General features: G+C 71.8%; 13 protein-coding genes, 2 tRNA genes, 1 other RNA gene and 1 pseudogene. 13 read left to right on the top strand and 4 right to left on the bottom strand.

The window, feature by feature from the left end; genetic code table 11:
* Positions 1-408, top strand: a pseudogene (locus AB0A65_RS25890) (hypothetical protein); the annotation flags it as partial.
* Between the two features lie 60 nt (positions 409-468).
* On the opposite strand, the gene AB0A65_RS25885 reads toward AB0A65_RS25890, so the two are convergent.
* Positions 469-1,560, bottom strand: coding sequence for a hypothetical protein (locus AB0A65_RS25885; protein ID WP_359955493.1), 1,092 nt, complete (start codon positions 1,558-1,560; stop codon positions 469-471).
* Between the two features lie 380 nt (positions 1,561-1,940).
* Between AB0A65_RS25885 and AB0A65_RS25880 the strand changes: the two genes are divergently transcribed.
* The 5 genes from AB0A65_RS25880 (at position 1,941) to AB0A65_RS25860 (ending at position 9,128) form a co-directional block, all read left to right on the top strand.
* The gene (locus AB0A65_RS25880; RefSeq protein ID WP_359955491.1) at positions 1,941-4,214 is read left to right on the top strand and encodes a helix-turn-helix domain-containing protein; all 2,274 of its coding nucleotides are present in this window, start codon (positions 1,941-1,943) and stop codon (positions 4,212-4,214) included.
* 173 nt (positions 4,215-4,387) lie between these two features.
* Positions 4,388-5,518, top strand: a complete 1,131-nt coding sequence (locus AB0A65_RS25875; RefSeq protein WP_359955488.1) for a serine hydrolase domain-containing protein — start codon at positions 4,388-4,390, stop codon at positions 5,516-5,518.
* A complete protein-coding gene (locus tag AB0A65_RS25870; protein ID WP_359955485.1) occupies positions 5,515-6,585 on the top strand; it encodes an alpha/beta hydrolase-fold protein in 1,071 nt (356 codons plus the stop codon). The genes AB0A65_RS25875 and AB0A65_RS25870 overlap by 4 nt, the downstream gene beginning before the upstream one ends.
* A 69-nt stretch (positions 6,586-6,654) precedes the next feature.
* Positions 6,655-7,578 carry a hypothetical protein gene (locus AB0A65_RS25865; RefSeq protein WP_359955482.1) on the top strand — a complete coding sequence of 308 codons (924 nt, stop codon included), beginning with the start codon at positions 6,655-6,657 and terminating at the stop codon, positions 7,576-7,578.
* 2 nt (positions 7,579-7,580) lie between these two features.
* Complete coding sequence (locus tag AB0A65_RS25860; protein WP_359955480.1) at positions 7,581-9,128, top strand: protein kinase; 1,548 nt, start codon at positions 7,581-7,583, stop codon at positions 9,126-9,128.
* A 96-nt stretch (positions 9,129-9,224) separates the two neighbouring features.
* Here AB0A65_RS25860 and AB0A65_RS25855 read toward each other — a convergent pair.
* Positions 9,225-9,312 (bottom strand) — tRNA-Ser (locus tag AB0A65_RS25855).
* Positions 9,313-9,474: 162 nt separating this feature from the next.
* On the opposite strand from AB0A65_RS25855, the gene AB0A65_RS25850 reads away from it, so the two are divergent.
* From AB0A65_RS25850 to AB0A65_RS25840, 3 genes are all read left to right on the top strand, one after another.
* Positions 9,475-10,629, top strand: a complete 1,155-nt coding sequence (locus AB0A65_RS25850; RefSeq protein ID WP_359955477.1) for a transposase — start codon at positions 9,475-9,477, stop codon at positions 10,627-10,629.
* A gap of 236 nt (positions 10,630-10,865) precedes the next feature.
* Positions 10,866-10,959: signal recognition particle sRNA small type (gene ffs, locus AB0A65_RS25845), an RNA gene on the top strand.
* Positions 10,957-11,029: transfer RNA gene (locus tag AB0A65_RS25840), tRNA-Thr, on the top strand. Before ffs ends, AB0A65_RS25840 begins: the two co-directional genes overlap by 3 nt.
* Positions 11,030-11,075: 46 nt before the next feature.
* Here AB0A65_RS25840 and AB0A65_RS25835 read toward each other — a convergent pair.
* Together AB0A65_RS25835 and AB0A65_RS25830 are read right to left on the bottom strand one after the other, a co-directional pair.
* Positions 11,076-12,218 (bottom strand): HAMP domain-containing sensor histidine kinase, encoded by a 1,143-nt coding sequence (locus tag AB0A65_RS25835; RefSeq protein ID WP_359955474.1) that lies wholly within the window; start codon positions 12,216-12,218, stop codon positions 11,076-11,078.
* Positions 12,215-12,871: a response regulator transcription factor gene (locus AB0A65_RS25830; RefSeq protein WP_359955471.1), complete on the bottom strand. Its 657-nt coding sequence runs from the start codon at positions 12,869-12,871 to the stop codon at positions 12,215-12,217. The genes AB0A65_RS25835 and AB0A65_RS25830 overlap by 4 nt, the downstream gene beginning before the upstream one ends.
* Positions 12,872-13,012: 141 nt before the next feature.
* Here AB0A65_RS25830 and AB0A65_RS25825 point away from each other — a divergent pair, with 141 nt between their 5' ends.
* The 4 genes from AB0A65_RS25825 to AB0A65_RS25810 are packed head-to-tail and all read left to right on the top strand — an operon-like array spanning position 13,013 to position 16,592.
* Positions 13,013-13,582, top strand: coding sequence for a hypothetical protein (locus AB0A65_RS25825; RefSeq protein WP_359955468.1), 570 nt, complete (start codon positions 13,013-13,015; stop codon positions 13,580-13,582).
* Positions 13,582-14,676 (top strand): peptidoglycan-binding domain-containing protein, encoded by a 1,095-nt coding sequence (locus tag AB0A65_RS25820; RefSeq protein WP_359955465.1) that lies wholly within the window; start codon positions 13,582-13,584, stop codon positions 14,674-14,676. The genes AB0A65_RS25825 and AB0A65_RS25820 overlap by 1 nt, the downstream gene beginning before the upstream one ends.
* Entirely contained in the window at positions 14,673-15,377 is a 705-nt protein-coding gene (locus tag AB0A65_RS25815) for an ABC transporter ATP-binding protein (RefSeq protein ID WP_359955462.1), read from the top strand. Before AB0A65_RS25820 ends, AB0A65_RS25815 begins: the two co-directional genes overlap by 4 nt.
* Positions 15,378-16,592, top strand: coding sequence for an ABC transporter permease (locus tag AB0A65_RS25810; RefSeq protein ID WP_359955459.1), 1,215 nt, complete (start codon positions 15,378-15,380; stop codon positions 16,590-16,592).
* The last annotated feature ends 42 nt before the right edge of the window (positions 16,593-16,634 follow it).

Below are 16,634 nucleotides of genomic sequence, written 5' to 3'. Positions count from 1 at the left end.
AAGCGCATCGAGGACCAGCTCGTCAACCGCGACATGGCCCTGGAGCTGACGGACAACGCGAAGCTGTACCTCGGCCACAAGGGCTACGACCCGGTGATGGGCGCGCGGCCGCTGCGCCGCACGATCCAGCGCGAGATCGAGGACACGCTCTCGGAGAAGATCCTCTTCAACGAGTTCGTGCCCGGCCAGATCGTCATCGTCGACGTCGACGGCGACCCGACGGACGTCGAGAAGACGAGCCTGACGTTCAGGGCCGCGGACAAGCCCGCGAGCATCCCGGACACGCCCCCGGCCGAACTGGCCGGCGAGCGCGCGCCGAAGAGCCCCGGGGCAGGGACCGGCACGATGCCGCCCAAGAGCCCCGGAGCGGGCCCGCGCGGCGGCATGGCCGGCGAGGGCGCCGGTTAGACCGTGAGACAGTGAAGCGGGGCGGGACCTTTCGGTCCCGCCCCGCTGCGCGTCCCGGGGCTACGCGCAGTCCCAGACGACCGCGTTGGTGACCGGAAGGCCCGCGTCGTCGGTCTCGATGTAGACGTCCCCGGCGATGAGCGTCCAGTCGGCGCTGATCTCCTCGGCGGCGTCGCCGCCCCACTCAGGCACGGCCACGCCCGGCAGCTCCACGACCTCGTCGCCCGCCTGGTACGCGGCCTTGGTGACCGTGCCCGGGACGAACCCGGCGACAGTGCCGTCGGCGCTCACCGCGACCTCGTGGTCCAGGCCGGTCCGCTCCACGGTGCCCTCGGCGAGGTTCCAGCGGACGCCCGCCGCCTTCTCGCCCTCCCCGGAGACCCACAGCTGGCCCGAGGCCCAGTCGCCGTTGAGGTCCGTGGCGATCGCGAACACGCCCTCGACGCCTTCAGGCACCGGCAGGGCCGCGCCCTCGCCGTCGGCGGTCCACGAGTAGGCCGTCGCGGTCCCGTTCTCGTCGTAGTACGCCCCCACCACGAAGCCGTCGTCCCCGATGTCGTGCGCGACACCGCTCTTGGCGCCCTCCGGCAGCGGCAGCTCCACCGGGTCGGACCCGTCGGCGGGCCACACGACCGGGACGCCGCCGTCGAAGGTCTGGCGCAGGCCCGCGACGTCCCCGCCCTCGTTGATCCCCATCGCCCGGCCGCCGTCCTCGCCCGCGGGCAGCGCGGTCAGCTCGCCGCCGCTCCACAGGTACGGCACGTCGCGCCCGTTCGATCCCGTCGCGTACCCGGCGGCCTCGGCGGCCGAGTTCGCGTCGTACAGGCGCGGGTGGTCACCCGGCATCGGCACGTCGGTCACCTCGCCGTCGCTGTACAGGCGCGGGAACGCCCCGAGCCCGTCCGGCCAGCTCTGGTCCAGCGGCAGCGCGTAGTACGCGATCACGGACCCGTCGTCGCTCATCCCCGACACGCCCGTCGACACGAGCCCCTCCGGGATCGGCAGCGCCGTCCTCACGCACGCCTGCGCGTCCTGCGCGGCCTCCTCCGCGGACGCGAACTGCACGGCGAACACCGTCGCCCCCGCCGCCGCGGCCCCCGCGATCCCCGCGGCGAGCAGCTTGCGCCCCTTGCGCCTTCGATTCGTCTCCATCACCGGTTCCCCTGCCTCCTCGAAAGGCCGCCGGACGGTGCGATGTCCGGCGGCCGGTACCCCGAACAATCTGCTTCGGAGAACGCCGCTTTACAAGGCAGCGCACCGGCGGTTCAGCGGCAGGAACGGCACGAGGGGAAGAGGGCATGAAAAAAGCCGGGTTCGGAAACCCGGCCGTCGACCGTGCCGACCGTCGCCATGCGCTACGTCGGCCCCTGCCGGGTGCGACCCGCGCTCGCGTCTTATGGGCGCTGCCAATACGATCGTCCTCATGAGGGCGGTTGTGCCCAGGTGCGGCGGCACCGCTGGATTTGCCCTCTTCCTGACCAGTGGACCCATCGAGTCCGAGGGCGGCTTCGTGCCGGGAAGGCGGTCGAGCGGTGACCGGCGGTTTCGGCGAACTGCTGCGGAGGCGGCGCAGGCAGGCGGGGTTGACCCAGGAGGAACTGGCCGAGGCTTCCGGTATCTCGGTGAAGACCATCCGGGCGATCGAGAACGGCAAGCGCCTGAACCCCAACGTCAATACGATCCGGGCCCTGGCCGACGGGTTGGAGCTCAAGGGGGCCGACCGGGCCAATTTCCTTGCGGCCGTGGGTCAGGACACCGCACCGCCTCCTGAGGACCACCGCACGGTTCCGACGGGCCGCGAGGAGCCGGGCTTCACCGACCCGCTCCTGCAAGCCGCGGTGCGGCTCGCACGGAACGTCGGCTCCCGCTGGAAGACCGAGGAGGCGCACCAGCGGGTCCATGACCCGGTTCCGCTGCCCGTCCGGTGGAGTCCGATGTCCGGAGCGGACATCGACGACTGGGCCAGCATCTGCCAGGTCCCGCGCCGCGAGGACGCCGCACCGATCGACCTCGCCGGCCGACTCGGCGAGATCACCGAGACCTACCGGCGCATTCCCTCCGGACGGCTCATCGTCCTCGGCCGACCTGGCGCCGGGAAGTCCATCCTGGCCCTTCGATTCGTCCTCGACATGCTGGACACGAGGGGCCCGAACGAGCCCGTACCCGTCGTCTTCAGCTTCGCATCCTGGGACCCGGCGGCCAGCGAGCTGCGGCCCTGGCTGATCGACCAGCTGATCCGCGACTTCCCCGACCTCGGCGCTCCCGAACCCGGAGGCACGAGCACGGCCGCCTCCCTGGTGCAGGCCGGTCTGATCCTCCCGGTCCTCGACGGCTTCGACGAGCTGGCCGGGCAGCAGCGATCGCAGGCACTCGACGAGCTCAACCGGAACCCCACCCAGCCGCTGCTGATCACCAGCCGCGCCCGCGAGTTCAAGAAGGCGGTGAGCGAGGGAGGCGTGCTCAAGCAGGCCGCCGGCGTCGAGCTCGAAGACCTGGGCCCGGCCGACCTCGCCGAGTTCCTGCCCCGGACCACCCGGCGGACCATCGACGGCGCCCCCCTGTGGAAGACCGTGCTCGACCGCCTCCACGACACTGCCGGTGCGAACGTCGCCGCCGCGCTGGCGACGCCGCTCACGGTCTCCCTGGCCCGCACCGTCTACAGCGACTCGCCCGATCGCGACCCGGCCGAACTGCTGGACGCCGAGGCGTACCCCGACACGGCCGCCGTCGAACGCCACCTCCTGGCCGCGTTCGTCCCCAGCGTCTATCGGACCCGGCCCGGGCTCAAGGGCCACGCGCCCGAAAAGGCCGGACACTGGCTCGGCCACCTCGCCGACCATCTCGACCGCCAGGCGATCCAGGACCTGGCCTGGTGGCGGCTGGGCGACCACATCCCTCTGCGCAAGCGCATGCTCATCATGGCCCTCGCCACCGGACCGGTCTTCGGACTGGTCGACCTGGCCGTGGAGTCCTACCTGAACGGCGGCGTGAGCATGTACATCGTCGTCTTTGCCGCCGCTTTCGGGCTGGTGACCGGAGCGGCCTTCGGCCTCGCGCACGGACTCTCGGTCCGGTTCAGGGGCCGCACGATCGAACCGTCGCGCATCCGCATCCATATCGGAGGCGGTGCCGACCGCACCCCCCTGACGGTCGCGCGCCGGTTCAGGACCGGCTTCGTCAGCGGCCTCGCCGTGGGACTCGGGTACGGACTCCTCCGCGGCCTGCTCAACGTGCTCGGCCGCGACATCGGCTTCGCCGAGAGCCTGACGCTCGCCTCAGTCGACACGTTCCTGTTCGGGCTGGTGTTCGCCCTGTCGGCCGGGTTCGTGCTCGCGCTCATGGCCCTGTGCGAAGTGCCGCTGGAGACCGAGTCCGTCGCCAGCCCCGAAGCCCTCCTGCGCTCCAGCCGCACTACGGTGATCGTCCAGGTGCTCGTGTTCGGCACCACCTTCGCGCTCGTCCTGCCCCTTGCCATCTGGCTGGTCATCGCGCTCCTGCAACCGCTGACGCCGATCGTCGGCGTCGCCTTCGTCTGGAACCCGCTCGCGGGCCTCATGATCGGCCTGGTCGGCGGTATCGGCGGCGGCCTGGCGTACGCGCTCAGCATGACCGCCTGGGGCCAGTGGCTGGTGTTCGCCCGCCTCTGGCTGCCCCTGACCGGACGGCTGCCATGGGCCGTCCCGACGTTCTTCCAAGACGCCTACCGGCGCGGCGTGCTCCGCCGCACCGGTGTGCACTACCGCTTCCGGCACGCGCGCCTCCAGCAGCACCTCGCCGCCACCCACCGCTCCACCCACCAGAACTGAACCTGTTCTCCCTGCTCAAGGCGACCGGACGTAAGTGACCGGTCGATGCCCTGTTCCCGGCCGCCCTCGTTCCGCATGCTCGAAGGCATCGAGGCCGCCCGATCCGGGCCGCCTCGGTGAGCATGTCGGGCCGCCGCCTTCCGCCGCGGCCCGCCCCGACCAAGGGAGCAACAGTGGCACGACCCTTCTTCAGATGGACAGCGGCAGCCGCGTGCACGATCGCGGCGGTGGCGACGATCGCGGCCGCACCCGCCCAAGCGGCCGACCACGAGCAGACCCGGACACTCCTGGAGCAGTACCAGGAGGCCGCCGGCCCCGGTGCGGCCCTGTACGCCGGCGACGACTCCGGCGCCTGGACGATCGGCAGCGGCTCCGCGACCATCACCGCGAACCGTCCCATCACGGCGACCGACCACTTCCGCATCGCCAGCCAGACCAAGACGTTCACCGCCGCGGTCGTCCTCCAGCTCTTCGACGAGGGCCTGGTCGACCTCGACGCGCCGATCGAGCAGTACCTGCCGGGCGTGGTCGACAACGCCCGCTACGACGGCGGCGCCATCACCGTCCGCCAGATCCTCCAGCAGACCAGCGGCATCGCCCGGGACGTCACCGGCGCCCGAGCCAACCCGGACGGCACCTTCGACCTCCCCGAGCTGGTCCGGGCGGGCCTGGCCCACCCGCCGCAGTTCGCCCCCGGCACCGGGTGGGGGTACTCCAACGTCAACTACCTCATCGCCGGGATGCTGATCGAGCACTTCACCGGCCAGTCGGTCGGCGAGGCGATCACCGCCCGGATCATCGAACCGCTCGGCCTGGCGGACACCAGCTTCCCCGCGATCGGCGACCAGTCGGTCGCCAGTCCTTACGTCCCCGGATACGTCGGCGGCCGGATCGGCTCGTTCTTCTTCTGGTACGACAACACCTTCGGCTACGAGATGTCCTCCGTCAGCTCCGCCGGGGCCATGACCTCCACACTGGCCGACCAGTCGGCGTTCCAACTGGCGCTCGCCGGCGGCGAGGTGGTCTCCCCCGAGGCCCTCGCCGAGATGCGCGGCACCGCCGCGGTGCCTCCCGAGTCGGGTTGGGCCGGATACGGTCTCGGCCTCATTCACCTGTCGCTGTCCTGCGGCGGCGACGCGTGGGGCCATTCGGGCGACCTCGCGACCGGGCACTCCTCGGTGACGATGGTGACCGACGACGGCCGGTTCGCGTCGATGATGACCAACTCGAACTCGCAGGTCGCCGGCTCGCCGACCCGCTACGAGGTCGTCGACGCCGCGCTCTGCGAGGAGGCTTCCGCATGAGGACGCTGAAGCGAGCCGCCTGCGCCGCCGCGCTCGCCGGGGCGGTCGCCCTGGGCGGGCCCGCCGTCCCCGCCGCGAACGCCGCGACCGCGCTCCCGCAGTTCGAGGACGGTTCCGGCCTGGTCGTCGCGGCCCAACCCGAGTGGGTCCCGGGCAGCGACCGCACGTTCACAGTCACGGTGTCGACCGAGCAGGTCCCCGCGTACTCGGTGCTGCCGGGCCAGGTCTCGGGCGAGCACGTCGTCCTCGTGACGCTCCCCGAGGGCTACGACGGCACCACCCGCTACCCGGTGCACTACACCCTCCACGGCGCCGGAGACCAGCCGCTCACCCAGCGGCACCTGGAGATCGTCGAGCAGTCGACCGCGGACCTCCCGCTGATCACCGTCACCCCCAACGGCGGCGGCCGCGGCTGGTACACGGACTGGGTCCGCCCGGGCCCGCTCGGGACCCAGAACTGGGAGACGTTCCATCTCGACCAGCTGATCCCGTTCATCGACGCCAACCTGGCGACGATCGCCGCGCGGGAGGGCCGGGCGATCTCGGGACACTCCATGGGCGGCTACGGCGCGCTGCGGTACGCCGAGCAGCGCCCGGACCTGTTCGACTACGTCGGGACCTTCTCCGGCGACCTCGACCTGCTGAACCAGGGGATGCGCGCCGCCGTGCTCGGCTCGACCCAGTCGACCGCCTTCGGCGCGCCGACCGTGGCCCCGGACGCGATCTTCGGTCCGCCGATCTGGCCCCTCGACGGCGTATGGAACGAGCGAAGCCCCGCGCAGCACGTCGAACCGCTGCGCGGCATGGGAATCGCCCTGTACGCCGGCGACGGCGGCGACCTCGCCGTCGACCCCTTGCAGGCCGTCGCGGAACACCTCGTGTGGCAGACGGCCGTCGCGACCGCCGACCACCTCGACGCGGCCGGCATCCCGTACCGGTTCCTCGACTACGGCGACGGCGGCGACTGGGCACCGGGCTGCACCGGCAAGCACAACCAGCGCGCCTGCCTCCAAGCCGACATGGACCACTTCACGTCCCTGCTGATGGAACGCCTCGAACACCCCTGAGCGCGAGGTGCGGCGGCGAGCCGACACGCCGCCGCACCACGCGATCCCATTGCCCCACAGGAGGAGCCCTTGTTCGCCGTACCGACACCAGTGCCCGATCCGACATGGCTGCAACTACTGGAGACCGGGCCCTCGGCCCAGATGTACGGATCGCTCGCCTCCGTGCTCGCCGGATTCGCGTTCACCGGGCTCGTGCTCTACCTCGAACGCCAGAGCGGTGCGGCAGAAGGCGGCGGGGACGCGGTTCGGCCGGTGCACATCGTCAAGACGCTGTTCTACGCGATGTGCGCGCTGACCGTCTGCGCTTTCCTCTACGCCCGACTCGCCGGGGAGCTCGGCTTCTCCGACCGGGTCCTACTCGGACTCTCGTTCTACGGGCTGGTCCTGGCCCCCGCGGTGCTGTCGCTGTTCTATGCGCTCAACCTGGTGATGCGGAACCATGAAGTCACCAGGGCGACCGCGGAATCCACCCGCTGGGTGGTGGCCGGTGCCGGGCCGGCGGTGGTCATCAGCCTGCTCGCCGATCCGCTGGACAACGCCTGGGACTACGGATGCGCTGGATCCTGCCCCGCCTGGGCGTCACCGCGGCTGTGGGGATGCGGACTGGCCCTGGCCTTTCTCGCGATCGGTCTCATGCTGACGGTCCCCGAACGGCCGAACCGCGCTCTGACCTGGGTCCTGCACCTTGCCTGGATCGACGGCGCCAAGACCCGATTGCTGGAGAAGCCGCACTTCCCCGCCCTCATGACCCTGTGGCTCGCATCGGCGACCGGCATGGCCTCGCTCCTGGTCCGCGGCACTCCCGACGTACTCGACCCGCGGCTCTGGGCGCACGCGGTGCTCGTCCTCGCCGTGGCGTTCATGGCGGTGTTCGCCTTCGCCACTGGTAGCGTCCTCGAACCGCGGCGGCATCCGCCGGACCGGGCCGGCGGGCCCGGCCGGCGGTTCCGGCCTCGTCCCCTCCGACGTCTCACCACCCCTGAACAGGAATGAACATGGAACCTGGATCCCTCCTCGCGGAGCGCTACCGCCTCGACCACCGGATCGGCGCCGGCGGCATGGGCTCGGTCTGGCATGCGACCGACACCCTGCTCGACCGCGCCGTGGCCGTCAAAGTCCTCCACCGCGGACTCGACCGGCCCCGGGCCTGGCGCGACCGCTTCGAACGCGAGGCCCGCACCGTGGCGAGCCTCGACGGCGACTGGTTCACCGAGGTCTACGACCTCGGCGAGACCTCTGACGGCGACGCCGTGATGCCCTTCATCGTCATGGAGTTCGTCGACGGGTCCTCGCTGTCGGCGCTGCTGGCAAGCGGCCCGCTGCCGCCGGACCGGACGATGCGGATCGTCGCCGGCGTCGCCGAAGCACTCGACGAGGTCCACCGCAACGGGATCGTTCACCGCGACATCAAACCGGGCAACATCCTCGTCGGCGCCGAGGACCGTGTACGCCTGGTCGACTTCGGCATCGCGACGCTGTCGGACGCCTCGGCCCTGACCACCACCGGCACCGTCCTGGGAACCGTGACCTACGTCGCGCCCGAGCAGATCGCCGACCGGGAGGTCACCAGCGCCGCGGACTTCTACTCGCTCGGCGTGGTGGCCTACGAATGCCTCACGGGCCGCCCGCCCTTCGAGTCCGATCACCTCCCCGGCGTCCTCCACGCACACCTCAACCTCGAACCCCCGGCCCTCCCCGCCACGGTCCCGCCCGCCGTGGCCGAGGTCGTGACCTGCGCCCTGCGCAAGGAGCCCGTCGACCGGTGGGGGTCGGGAGCCGAGCTCGCCGAAGCCTGCCGCGCCGCGATCGACGCCGGGACCACCGTCCCGCTGAACGGTCGCCGCGAGGCGGCGGCGCCGAAACGGACCGCACCGATGCCCCCTCTGGCAGCGGCACCCGTCTCCACCGGGCCGACCGCTGTTCTGCACGATCGCGCGACTTCCGGTGAAGAGCGGCAGCCGCGGCGTCGGCGCAGAAACCGGCTGCTGCTCCTCGCTGTGCCCATAGTCCTGGTGTTCCCGGCGACGACGACCCTGATCATGAGTCCTTGGGACGGCTGGGGCCCGGATGAGGGGCCCGTCGCGCAGGGCATCGGCGCCGACCCCACCGCCACCGCCTCGGGCACCGGAGGCGGAACCGACCCGTCGACCGCCGCGGCATCGACCGGCGCCCCGACGTCTGCGGTCGCCGAGACGCCCGCGGGCACCGAATCGTCCGCGGCCCAGCTGACCGAAGAGGCCGATACGCCCGACGACGATGCCGACGGCGCCCCGGAGGAACCCGACCCGGTCGAGGCGGCCCCTGAGAGCGGCCAGGTCCCGAACATCGGCGGCATGTCCGCGTCCGCCGCCCGCGACCTGCTTGAGGCGCAGGGATTCCAACTCGTCACGCTCTACAACCAGGCGGTGAGCTGGATCGGACTGCAGCCGGGCCAGTGCGAGGTCGTCGCGCAGGAACCCGCGGCCGGGACCACCGCCGCCTACACCGCCCAGATACGAGTCGGCTACTACGTCCAAGTCGGCGCGAATGACGACTGCGCCTGACCGTGCATGGATACGAACTGACGCGCCGTGCATGCACGACGCGTCGAAGAACGAGCTCTCACTATTGCGGGCACCGTGTGCGTTCCCGATGCCCCGTGGCGGAGGATAGGGGATTCGAACCCCTGAGAGCTTTCACTCAACACGCTTTCCAAGCGTGCGCACTAGGCCACTATGCGAATCCTCCGCGGAGTACCTTACCCGACGCCGCGAACGTCCTCCAACCGGGTTGATCGAGGTGACCTGCGTTGCAGTCCGCGGAGTGCGCACGCTTGGAAAGCGTGCGCATGTGAGCGCTGTCATGAGAGTGAGGCCGTTTCGTCTTGGGCGGCATGGTCGTTGAGCGGGTGTGCACCTGCGCTACCGGTTCCGGGTCTATCCGACGGCCCCGCAGCGGGACATGCTCGCGCGGACCTTCGGGTGCGTGCGGACGGTCTGGAACGACGCCGTGGCGGCCCGGAGGGCCGCGTACGCGGCCGGGCTGCCGTACCCGTCGACCGCGGTGCTCGACAAGGCGCTGATCACCCGGGCGAAGCGGCGACCGGACCGGTCCTGGCTCGCCGAGGTGTCGACGGTGCCGTTGCAGCAGACGCTGCGGGACTGCCACGCGGCCTATCGGAGCTTCTTCGACTCGGCGACCGGGCGGCGGAACGGGCCGAGGGTCGGGCCGCCGCGGTTCAAGCGGAGGACCGGCACCCAGTCCGCACGGTTCACCCGGCGCGGGTTCGCGCTGCCCGCCGGTGGTCGCCTCTACCTGGCGAAGATCGGGAACCTCAAGATCGCCTGGTCCCGGGAACTCCCCTCGGCGCCGTCGAGCGTGACGATCGTCAAGACCCCCACGGGCAAGTACTTTGCCTCGTTCGTCGTCGCGGTCGACGACGGCGCCGAGCTGCTGGACCCGATCCCCGACCCCGATGCGGAGACCGGAATCGACCTGGGCCTGAAGGACTTCGCCGTCCTCCGCGGCGGCAGGGTCATCGAGAACCCGCGGTTCTTCAAACGCATGGAGCGGCGGCTCCGGAAGGCGCAGCGGACGCTCTCGCGGAAGTCCGCGGGATCGGCCAACCGCGAGAAGGCGCGCCTCCGGGTGGCCGGAGTCCACGAGAAGATCAGGCGCACCAGGGGCGACTGGATCGACAAGCAGGTGGCGGCGCTGGTGGGCGAGAACCAAGCCCTCTACGTCGAACACCTGCATGTCGGGGCCCTCGCGCGGGGCCGGTCGGCGAAATCGGTGCACGACGCCGCATTCGGGATGTTCCTGAACCGGCTCGCCTCCAAGGCCGCCCGGGCCGGACGCACCTTCGTCCGCGTGGACCGGTACTTCCCTTCCACCAGGCTGTGCTCGGCCTGCGGTGCGCTGACCGGCCCGCAGGGCCTTGCCGGACTCGGCGTCAGGGAGTGGCGCTGCGGGTGCGGCGCGGTGCACGACCGCGACGCCAACGCCGAGATCAACATCAGACGTGAAGGCCGACGTCTCGTGGCCGCAGGGCGTGCGGACACGTGAAACGCCTGCGGAGCCCGCGTCAGACCCGGAGTCCGGGCGGCGGGCGTCGAACCAGGAACCCTCCCGTAGCGCCGCCCGCAAGCGGCGGCCGAGCCGGGGATCTCCGTCCCGAACGGGACGGAGAGGACGCCAATCGTGATGAATGGGTCGCCGACCCGGCGCCGACGGGCCGTGACCTCGGTGACGATGAGGGCTCGCCCGGGTCGGCGATGCGAGTCCGATGCGGTAAACTTCTGCCCGTCTCCCACGCGGCGTCATCTTGTGAACCTCCCCAGGGCCGGAAGGCAGCAAGGATAAGCGGGCTCTGGCGGGTGTGTGGGAGACCCAGCCGCCTTAGCTCAGTCGGCAGAGCGTGTTACTCGTAATAACAAGGTCGTCGGTTCGATTCCGACAGGCGGCTCAGACGGAAAGACCCCGGTTCCCACCGGGGTCTTTTTGCGTCTCCGCTAGGCGGCCGGGAGCGAGACCGTGACGATGAGGCCGCCTTCGGGGCGGGGGGTCGCGGTGGCCTCTCCTCCGTGGGCTTCGGCGACGGCTCGGACGATGGAGAGGCCGAGGCCGGCGCCTTTGGAGGCGGTGGCGAGGCGTTCGGTGCCGAGGCGGCGGAAGGGCTCGAAGAGGCCCGGGGCCTCGAAGGCGGGGACGACCGGGCCGGAGTTGGCGACTTCGACGACGGCGCGGCCGTCGAGGGTGCGGGTGGCGACCGTGACCCAGCCGCCCTCGGGGAGGTTGTAGCGGATCGCGTTCTCGACGAGGTTCTGGACCATGCGCTCCAGGAGGACGGGCTCGCCGCGGGCGGGCGCCTCGGCGCAGTCGGCGGTGACCGCGAGGCCCGGGGCGGGGGTCTGGGCCGTGACGTGGGCGGCGATGTCGGCGAGGTCGAGGTAGGAGCGCTCGCGCAGCTCCCGGTCGGAGCGCATGAGCAAGAGCAGGCCGTCGATGAGGCGCTCGTGGCGGGCGTTCACTTCCAGGAGGGTCTCGCCGAGCTGCCGCACGTCCGCCGAGGCGCCCTTGCGGTTCACCGCGACCTCCAGGAGCGCGCGGGTGACGGTGAGGGGCGTGCGGAGCTCGTGGGAGGCGTTGGAGATGAAGGAGCGCTGGCCGTCGAAGGAGTGGTCGAGGCGCTCCAGCATCCGGTTGAAGGTCTCGGCGAGTTCGCGCAGCTCGTCCTGGGGCCCTTCGATGTGGATGCGCTCGTGGAGGCCCTGCCCGGCGGCGGGGGCCTCGGCGATGCGGGCTGCGGTGTCGGTGACGCGGGAGAGCGGCCGGAGCATCCGCCCGGCGATGAGCCAGCCGAGGGCGATCGTGCCGATCGAGACGAGGCCGAGCGCGAGGGACCCCTGGGTCTTGACCGCCTCCAGGGCGTTGTCCCAGATGTCCTCGGTGAGGAGGACGCGGAACTGCTCCTGGGAGACCGCGGTCTCGCCGGGCCCGGGCACGGGCGCCTCGTTGTACGAGCCCTGGATCGTGCCGGGCCCGGGCGTGGTGTTCGCGACCAGGCTGTAGGTCAGGGCGAGCAGGAGGATGCCGCCGAGGACGAACAGGACGCCGTAGACGAGCGTGAGGCGGTTGCGCAAGGTGAGCGTCATCGGATGCGGTACCCCACTCCGGGTTCGGTGAGGACCACCGGCGGGTCCCCGAGTTTGCGGCGCAGCTTCAGGATCGTCATGCGCACGGCCTGCGTGAACGGGTCGGTGTGCTCGTCCCACGCCTTTTCGAGGAGCTGCTCGGCCGAGACGGGCGCGCCGTCGGCGCGCAGCAGCTCCGCGAGGACGGCGAACTCCTTGCGGGACAAGGGGACGTAGCGTCCGCCGCGGAACACCTGGTGGAGGTGGACGTCCAGGGTGATGCCGGCGCGGGTGAGGACCGGCGGCGCGGCGCGGCGGGAGCGCCGGCCCAGGGCCGCGACGCGGGCGGCGAGCTCGCGGAACGCGAACGGCTTCGGCAGGTAGTCGTCCGCGCCGAGGGACAGGCCCGTGACGCGGTCGTCGATGTCCGAAGCGGCCGTGAGCATCAGGATGCGGGTGTCGCCCCCGGCGGCGGCGATCTCGCGGCACACCTGGTCGCCGTGGACGACGGGCAGGTCGCGGTCGAGGACCACCACGTCGTACTCGTTGACGGCGAACCGCTCCAGGGCCGCGCCGCCGTCCGCGGCGACGTCCACGGCGTGCGCGTCGCCGCGCAGCCACTCCGCGACCGCGTCGGCCAGGAGGGGCTCGTCCTCCACCACCAGGATCCTCATGCCCCCATCTTGGCGCGTCCGGTGTTGCCGCGGCATTGCCGTTTCGGATTACGGCCGCGCAACGCCCCGTTCGCTGTACTGGCTTCGCGGCCGGGGCGCCTCCCGCCCCCGGCCGCGCCACTACTCACGAAAGGCAATCCGATGCGGCGATACCTCATCGCACTCCTCCTGTGCCTCACCGCCCTGACGGCGGCGGCCTGCGGCGACGACGCCGACGACGGGGGCGTGGCCTCCGTGGACGGCGACGCCTCCGAGTCCGCCGACGACGGCGGCGGGGACGGCGAGGACCTCAGCGGCTTCGAAGAGGCCCTCGCGTACTCGCAGTGCATGCGCGACAACGGGGTCACCGACTTCCCCGACCCCGAGCAGAACGGCGACGGCGGCATCAGCCTCGGCCTGCCCGAGGGGATCGACCCCGACGACGAGACGTTCAAGGCCGCCGAAGAGGCGTGCGAGGACCAGATGCCCGGCCCCGACGAGAACGCGACCATCGACCCCGAGCTGTACGAGGCGCTCCTGGCGTATTCGGAGTGCATGCGCGAGAACGGCGTCCCCGGCTTCCCCGACCCCGAGCCCAACGGCGGCATCATGATGAACGGCGACGAGCTCGGCGTGGACCCGCAGGGCCAGGAGATGAAGGACGCCCAGGCCGCCTGCCAGGACCTGGCCCCCGAGGGCCCCGGCGCCTCCAACGACAGCGGTGACGAGTGATGGCGGGCCGTCGACGCGGCCGCGGCCGCACGGGCAAAGTCGTCGCAGGCGCGGCGATCGCGGTCGCCGCCGCCGCGGCGGTCGCAGCGGCGCTCGGCGTGGACCTCCGCTCGTTCTTCGAGCGCCCCGAGGCCGAGGCGACGCAGGAGACCCCCGAGACCGCCGAGGTCACGCAGACGACCCTCACCGAGACCGTCGCCATCGCCGGGGACCTCGGCTACGGCGACGCGCTCGACCTGGGCTGCCTCCTCAGCGGCACCGTCACCGACCTGCCGTCCGCGGGCGACGTCATCGAGCGGGGCGACCGGCTCTACGCGGTCGACGACACGCCCGTGGTCCTCATGTACGGCGCGCTCCCCGCGTACCGGCCCCTCCAGGTCGGCACCGAGGGCGCCGACGTCGAGCAGTTCGAGGAGAACCTCGCCGCGCTCGGCTACGACGGGTTCACCGTGGACGACGAGTACACCGACGCCACCGCCGAAGCGGTCGAGGAGTGGCAGGAGGACCTGGGCCTGGACGAGACCGGCGCGATCGAACTGGGCCGCATCGTGTTCGCGCCCGACGCCGTGCGCGTCGACACCGTGGACCTCCAGCTCGGCGCCGCCGCGCAGCCCGGCTCGACGCTCCTCACCTACACCGGCCTCGACAAGGTCGTCAGCGTGGAGGTCGAACTCGACTACCAGGAGCTGGTGGTCGTCGGCGACCCCGTCGCCATCACGCTCCCCGACGGCACCGAGGCCACCGGGACCGTCACCGCCTCCGAGACCGCAGTCTCGCAGGACACCGGCCAGGGCGGCGAGACCGAGGACGTCACCTACCTGGACGTCACCGTCGCCGCCGACGACGCCGCGGTCTTCGACGCGCTCGACCAGGCCAGCGTGGACGTCGGCTTCGCGGGCGACAGCGCCGTGGACGTGCTCGCCGTCCCCGTCGAGGCCCTCCTCGGCCTCGCCGAGGGCGGCTACGGCGTCGAGGTCGTGGACGGCGACACCACCGAGATCGTCGCCGTGGACACGGGCCTGTTCGCCGACGGCTTCGTGGAAGTCAGCGGCGAGGGCCTCGAAGCGGGCCAGTCCGTGGTGGTGCCCTCATGACGGTCCTCGCCGAAGCCGCCGCGGCGCAGCCGCAGGCCGGGCCCCACCCGGTCGTGGAGCTCGACGCGGTCTCCAAGACCTACCCGGGCGGCGTCCAAGCCCTCCGCGAGGTCTCACTGCGGATCGACCCGGGGGAGATGACCGCGATCGTCGGCCCCTCCGGGTCCGGGAAGTCCACGATGCTGCACCTCATCGGCACGCTCGACCGGCCCTCCACCGGGACCGTGCGCATCGACGGGTTCGACGTCGCGAAGCTCCGCGACAAGCAGCTCTCGGCGCTCCGGTCGAGCCGGATCGGCTTCGTGTTCCAGCAGTTCCACCTCGCCGTGGGCCAGCCGGTCCTCGACAACGTCGCCGACGGCCTCCTCTACTCCGGAACGGCCGCACCGGAACGGCGCGCCCGCGCCGCCGAGGCCCTCGCCCGCGTCGGCCTCGATCACCGCATCGACCACCTCCCCAACGAGCTGTCCGGCGGCGAGCGCCAGCGCGTCGCCATCGCCAGGGCCGTCGTCGGCAACCCCGCGCTCCTCCTCGCCGACGAGCCCACGGGGAACCTCGACTCGGTCTCCGGCGCTGGCGTCATGGAGCTCCTGCACGAACTCCACGGCGCCGGAACGACCGTGGTGGTCATCACCCACGACCACGACATCGCCGACTCGCTGCCGCGGCAGGTCGCGATGCGCGACGGGCGGGTGGTCTGAATGGCGCTCGCCGACCGGGCGCTGCGCCCGGCCCGGATGCGACCGGGCGACGTCCTCAAGACCGGCGCCACCGGCCTGCGGACGCGCCCCCTGCGGGCCTGGCTCTCGGCCCTGGGCATCGCGATCGGCATCGCCGCGATGATCGCGGTCGTGGGGATCTCCTCCTCCAGCCGCGCCGAGCTCGACCGGCAGCTGGCGGCGCTCGGCACGAACCTGCTCCGGGTCCAGCCCGGGACGTCGATGCTCTCGGGCGAGGAGGGCGTCCTGCCGTACGAGGCGACGGCGATGGTCGCGCGGATCGATCCGGTCTACGCCGTGGCGGCGACCGGGGCCGTCTCGGACGCCAACGTGTACCGCTCCGACCACATCCCGGAGGGCCGCTCCGGCGGGATCACCGTGAGCGCCGCCGAGCTCGACGTGCTCGACACGATCGGCGCGGAGCTCGCGGACGGCGTGTGGCTCAACGGGGCGACCGCGCAGTACCCCGCGGTGGTCCTCGGGGCCACCGCTGCGGAGCAGCTGGGCATCACCTCGGTCGACGGGGGCGTGGAGGTGTACGTCGGGGGCCGCTGGTTCACCGTCGTGGGCATCCTCGAACCCGTGGCGCTCGCGCCGGAGCTGGACCTCGCGGTCCTGGTCGGATGGGACGCGGCCGCAACGTATCTGGGCTTCGACGGGCACCCGACGACGGTGTACGCCCGCGCGGAGGAGCAGTACGTGGAGCAGGTGGCGGGCGTGCTGGCGGCGACCGCGAACCCGGAGGCGCCCGACGAGACGTCGGTGTCGCGGCCCTCGGACGCCCTGGCGGCGAAGAACGCCGTGGACACGGCGTTCACGGGGATGCTGCTGGGCCTGGGCGGGGTGGCGCTGCTGGTCGGCGGGGTCGGGGTGGCGAACACGATGGTCATCTCGGTCCTGGAGCGGCGCAGCGAGATCGGCCTGCGCCGGTCGCTCGGCGCGACGAAGGGGCAGATCCGGGTGCAGTTCCTCGCGGAGTCGCTCCTGCTGAGCGCCTTGGGGGGTGTCGGCGGGGTGCTGCTGGGGACGGCGGTGACCGCGGTGTTCGCGGCGGTGCGCGAGTGGCCGACGGTGGTCCCGTACTGGGCGAGCGTCGGCGGCGTGGCCGCGACGCTGTTCATCGGCGCGGTCGCGGGGCTCTACCCGGCGGTGCGGGCCTCGCGGCTCTCGCCCACGGAAGCCCTTACCGCGCAATAGATCCTATATCCTATAGGATATAGGGTTTTCCGCAGGGAAGAG

It is taken from the genome of Glycomyces sp. NPDC047010 (assembly GCF_040644205.1).
In the GTDB taxonomy this organism is placed as follows: Bacteria; Actinomycetota; Actinomycetes; order Mycobacteriales; family Micromonosporaceae; genus Glycomyces.
Note: the sequence above shows the minus strand (reverse complement) of the source record. Positions and strands in the feature narration are given on the sequence as shown.

What these genes read in the sequence shown, in the direction of transcription:
- AB0A65_RS25835 (WP_359955474.1), bottom strand. Translation starts at nt 12,218, where the DNA reads ATGACGCTCACCTTGCGCAACCGCCTCACGCTCGTCTACGGCGTCCTG.
- AB0A65_RS25860 (WP_359955480.1), top strand. Translation starts at nt 7,581, where the DNA reads ATGGAACCTGGATCCCTCCTCGCGGAGCGCTACCGCCTCGACCACCGG.
- AB0A65_RS25810 (WP_359955459.1), top strand. Translation starts at nt 15,378, where the DNA reads ATGGCGCTCGCCGACCGGGCGCTGCGCCCGGCCCGGATGCGACCGGGC.
- AB0A65_RS25815 (WP_359955462.1), top strand. Translation starts at nt 14,673, where the DNA reads ATGACGGTCCTCGCCGAAGCCGCCGCGGCGCAGCCGCAGGCCGGGCCC.
- AB0A65_RS25820 (WP_359955465.1), top strand. Translation starts at nt 13,582, where the DNA reads ATGGCGGGCCGTCGACGCGGCCGCGGCCGCACGGGCAAAGTCGTCGCA.
- AB0A65_RS25830 (WP_359955471.1), bottom strand. Translation starts at nt 12,871, where the DNA reads ATGAGGATCCTGGTGGTGGAGGACGAGCCCCTCCTGGCCGACGCGGTC.
- AB0A65_RS25825 (WP_359955468.1), top strand. Translation starts at nt 13,013, where the DNA reads ATGCGGCGATACCTCATCGCACTCCTCCTGTGCCTCACCGCCCTGACG.
- AB0A65_RS25885 (WP_359955493.1), bottom strand. Translation starts at nt 1,560, where the DNA reads ATGGAGACGAATCGAAGGCGCAAGGGGCGCAAGCTGCTCGCCGCGGGG.
- AB0A65_RS25870 (WP_359955485.1), top strand. Translation starts at nt 5,515, where the DNA reads ATGAGGACGCTGAAGCGAGCCGCCTGCGCCGCCGCGCTCGCCGGGGCG.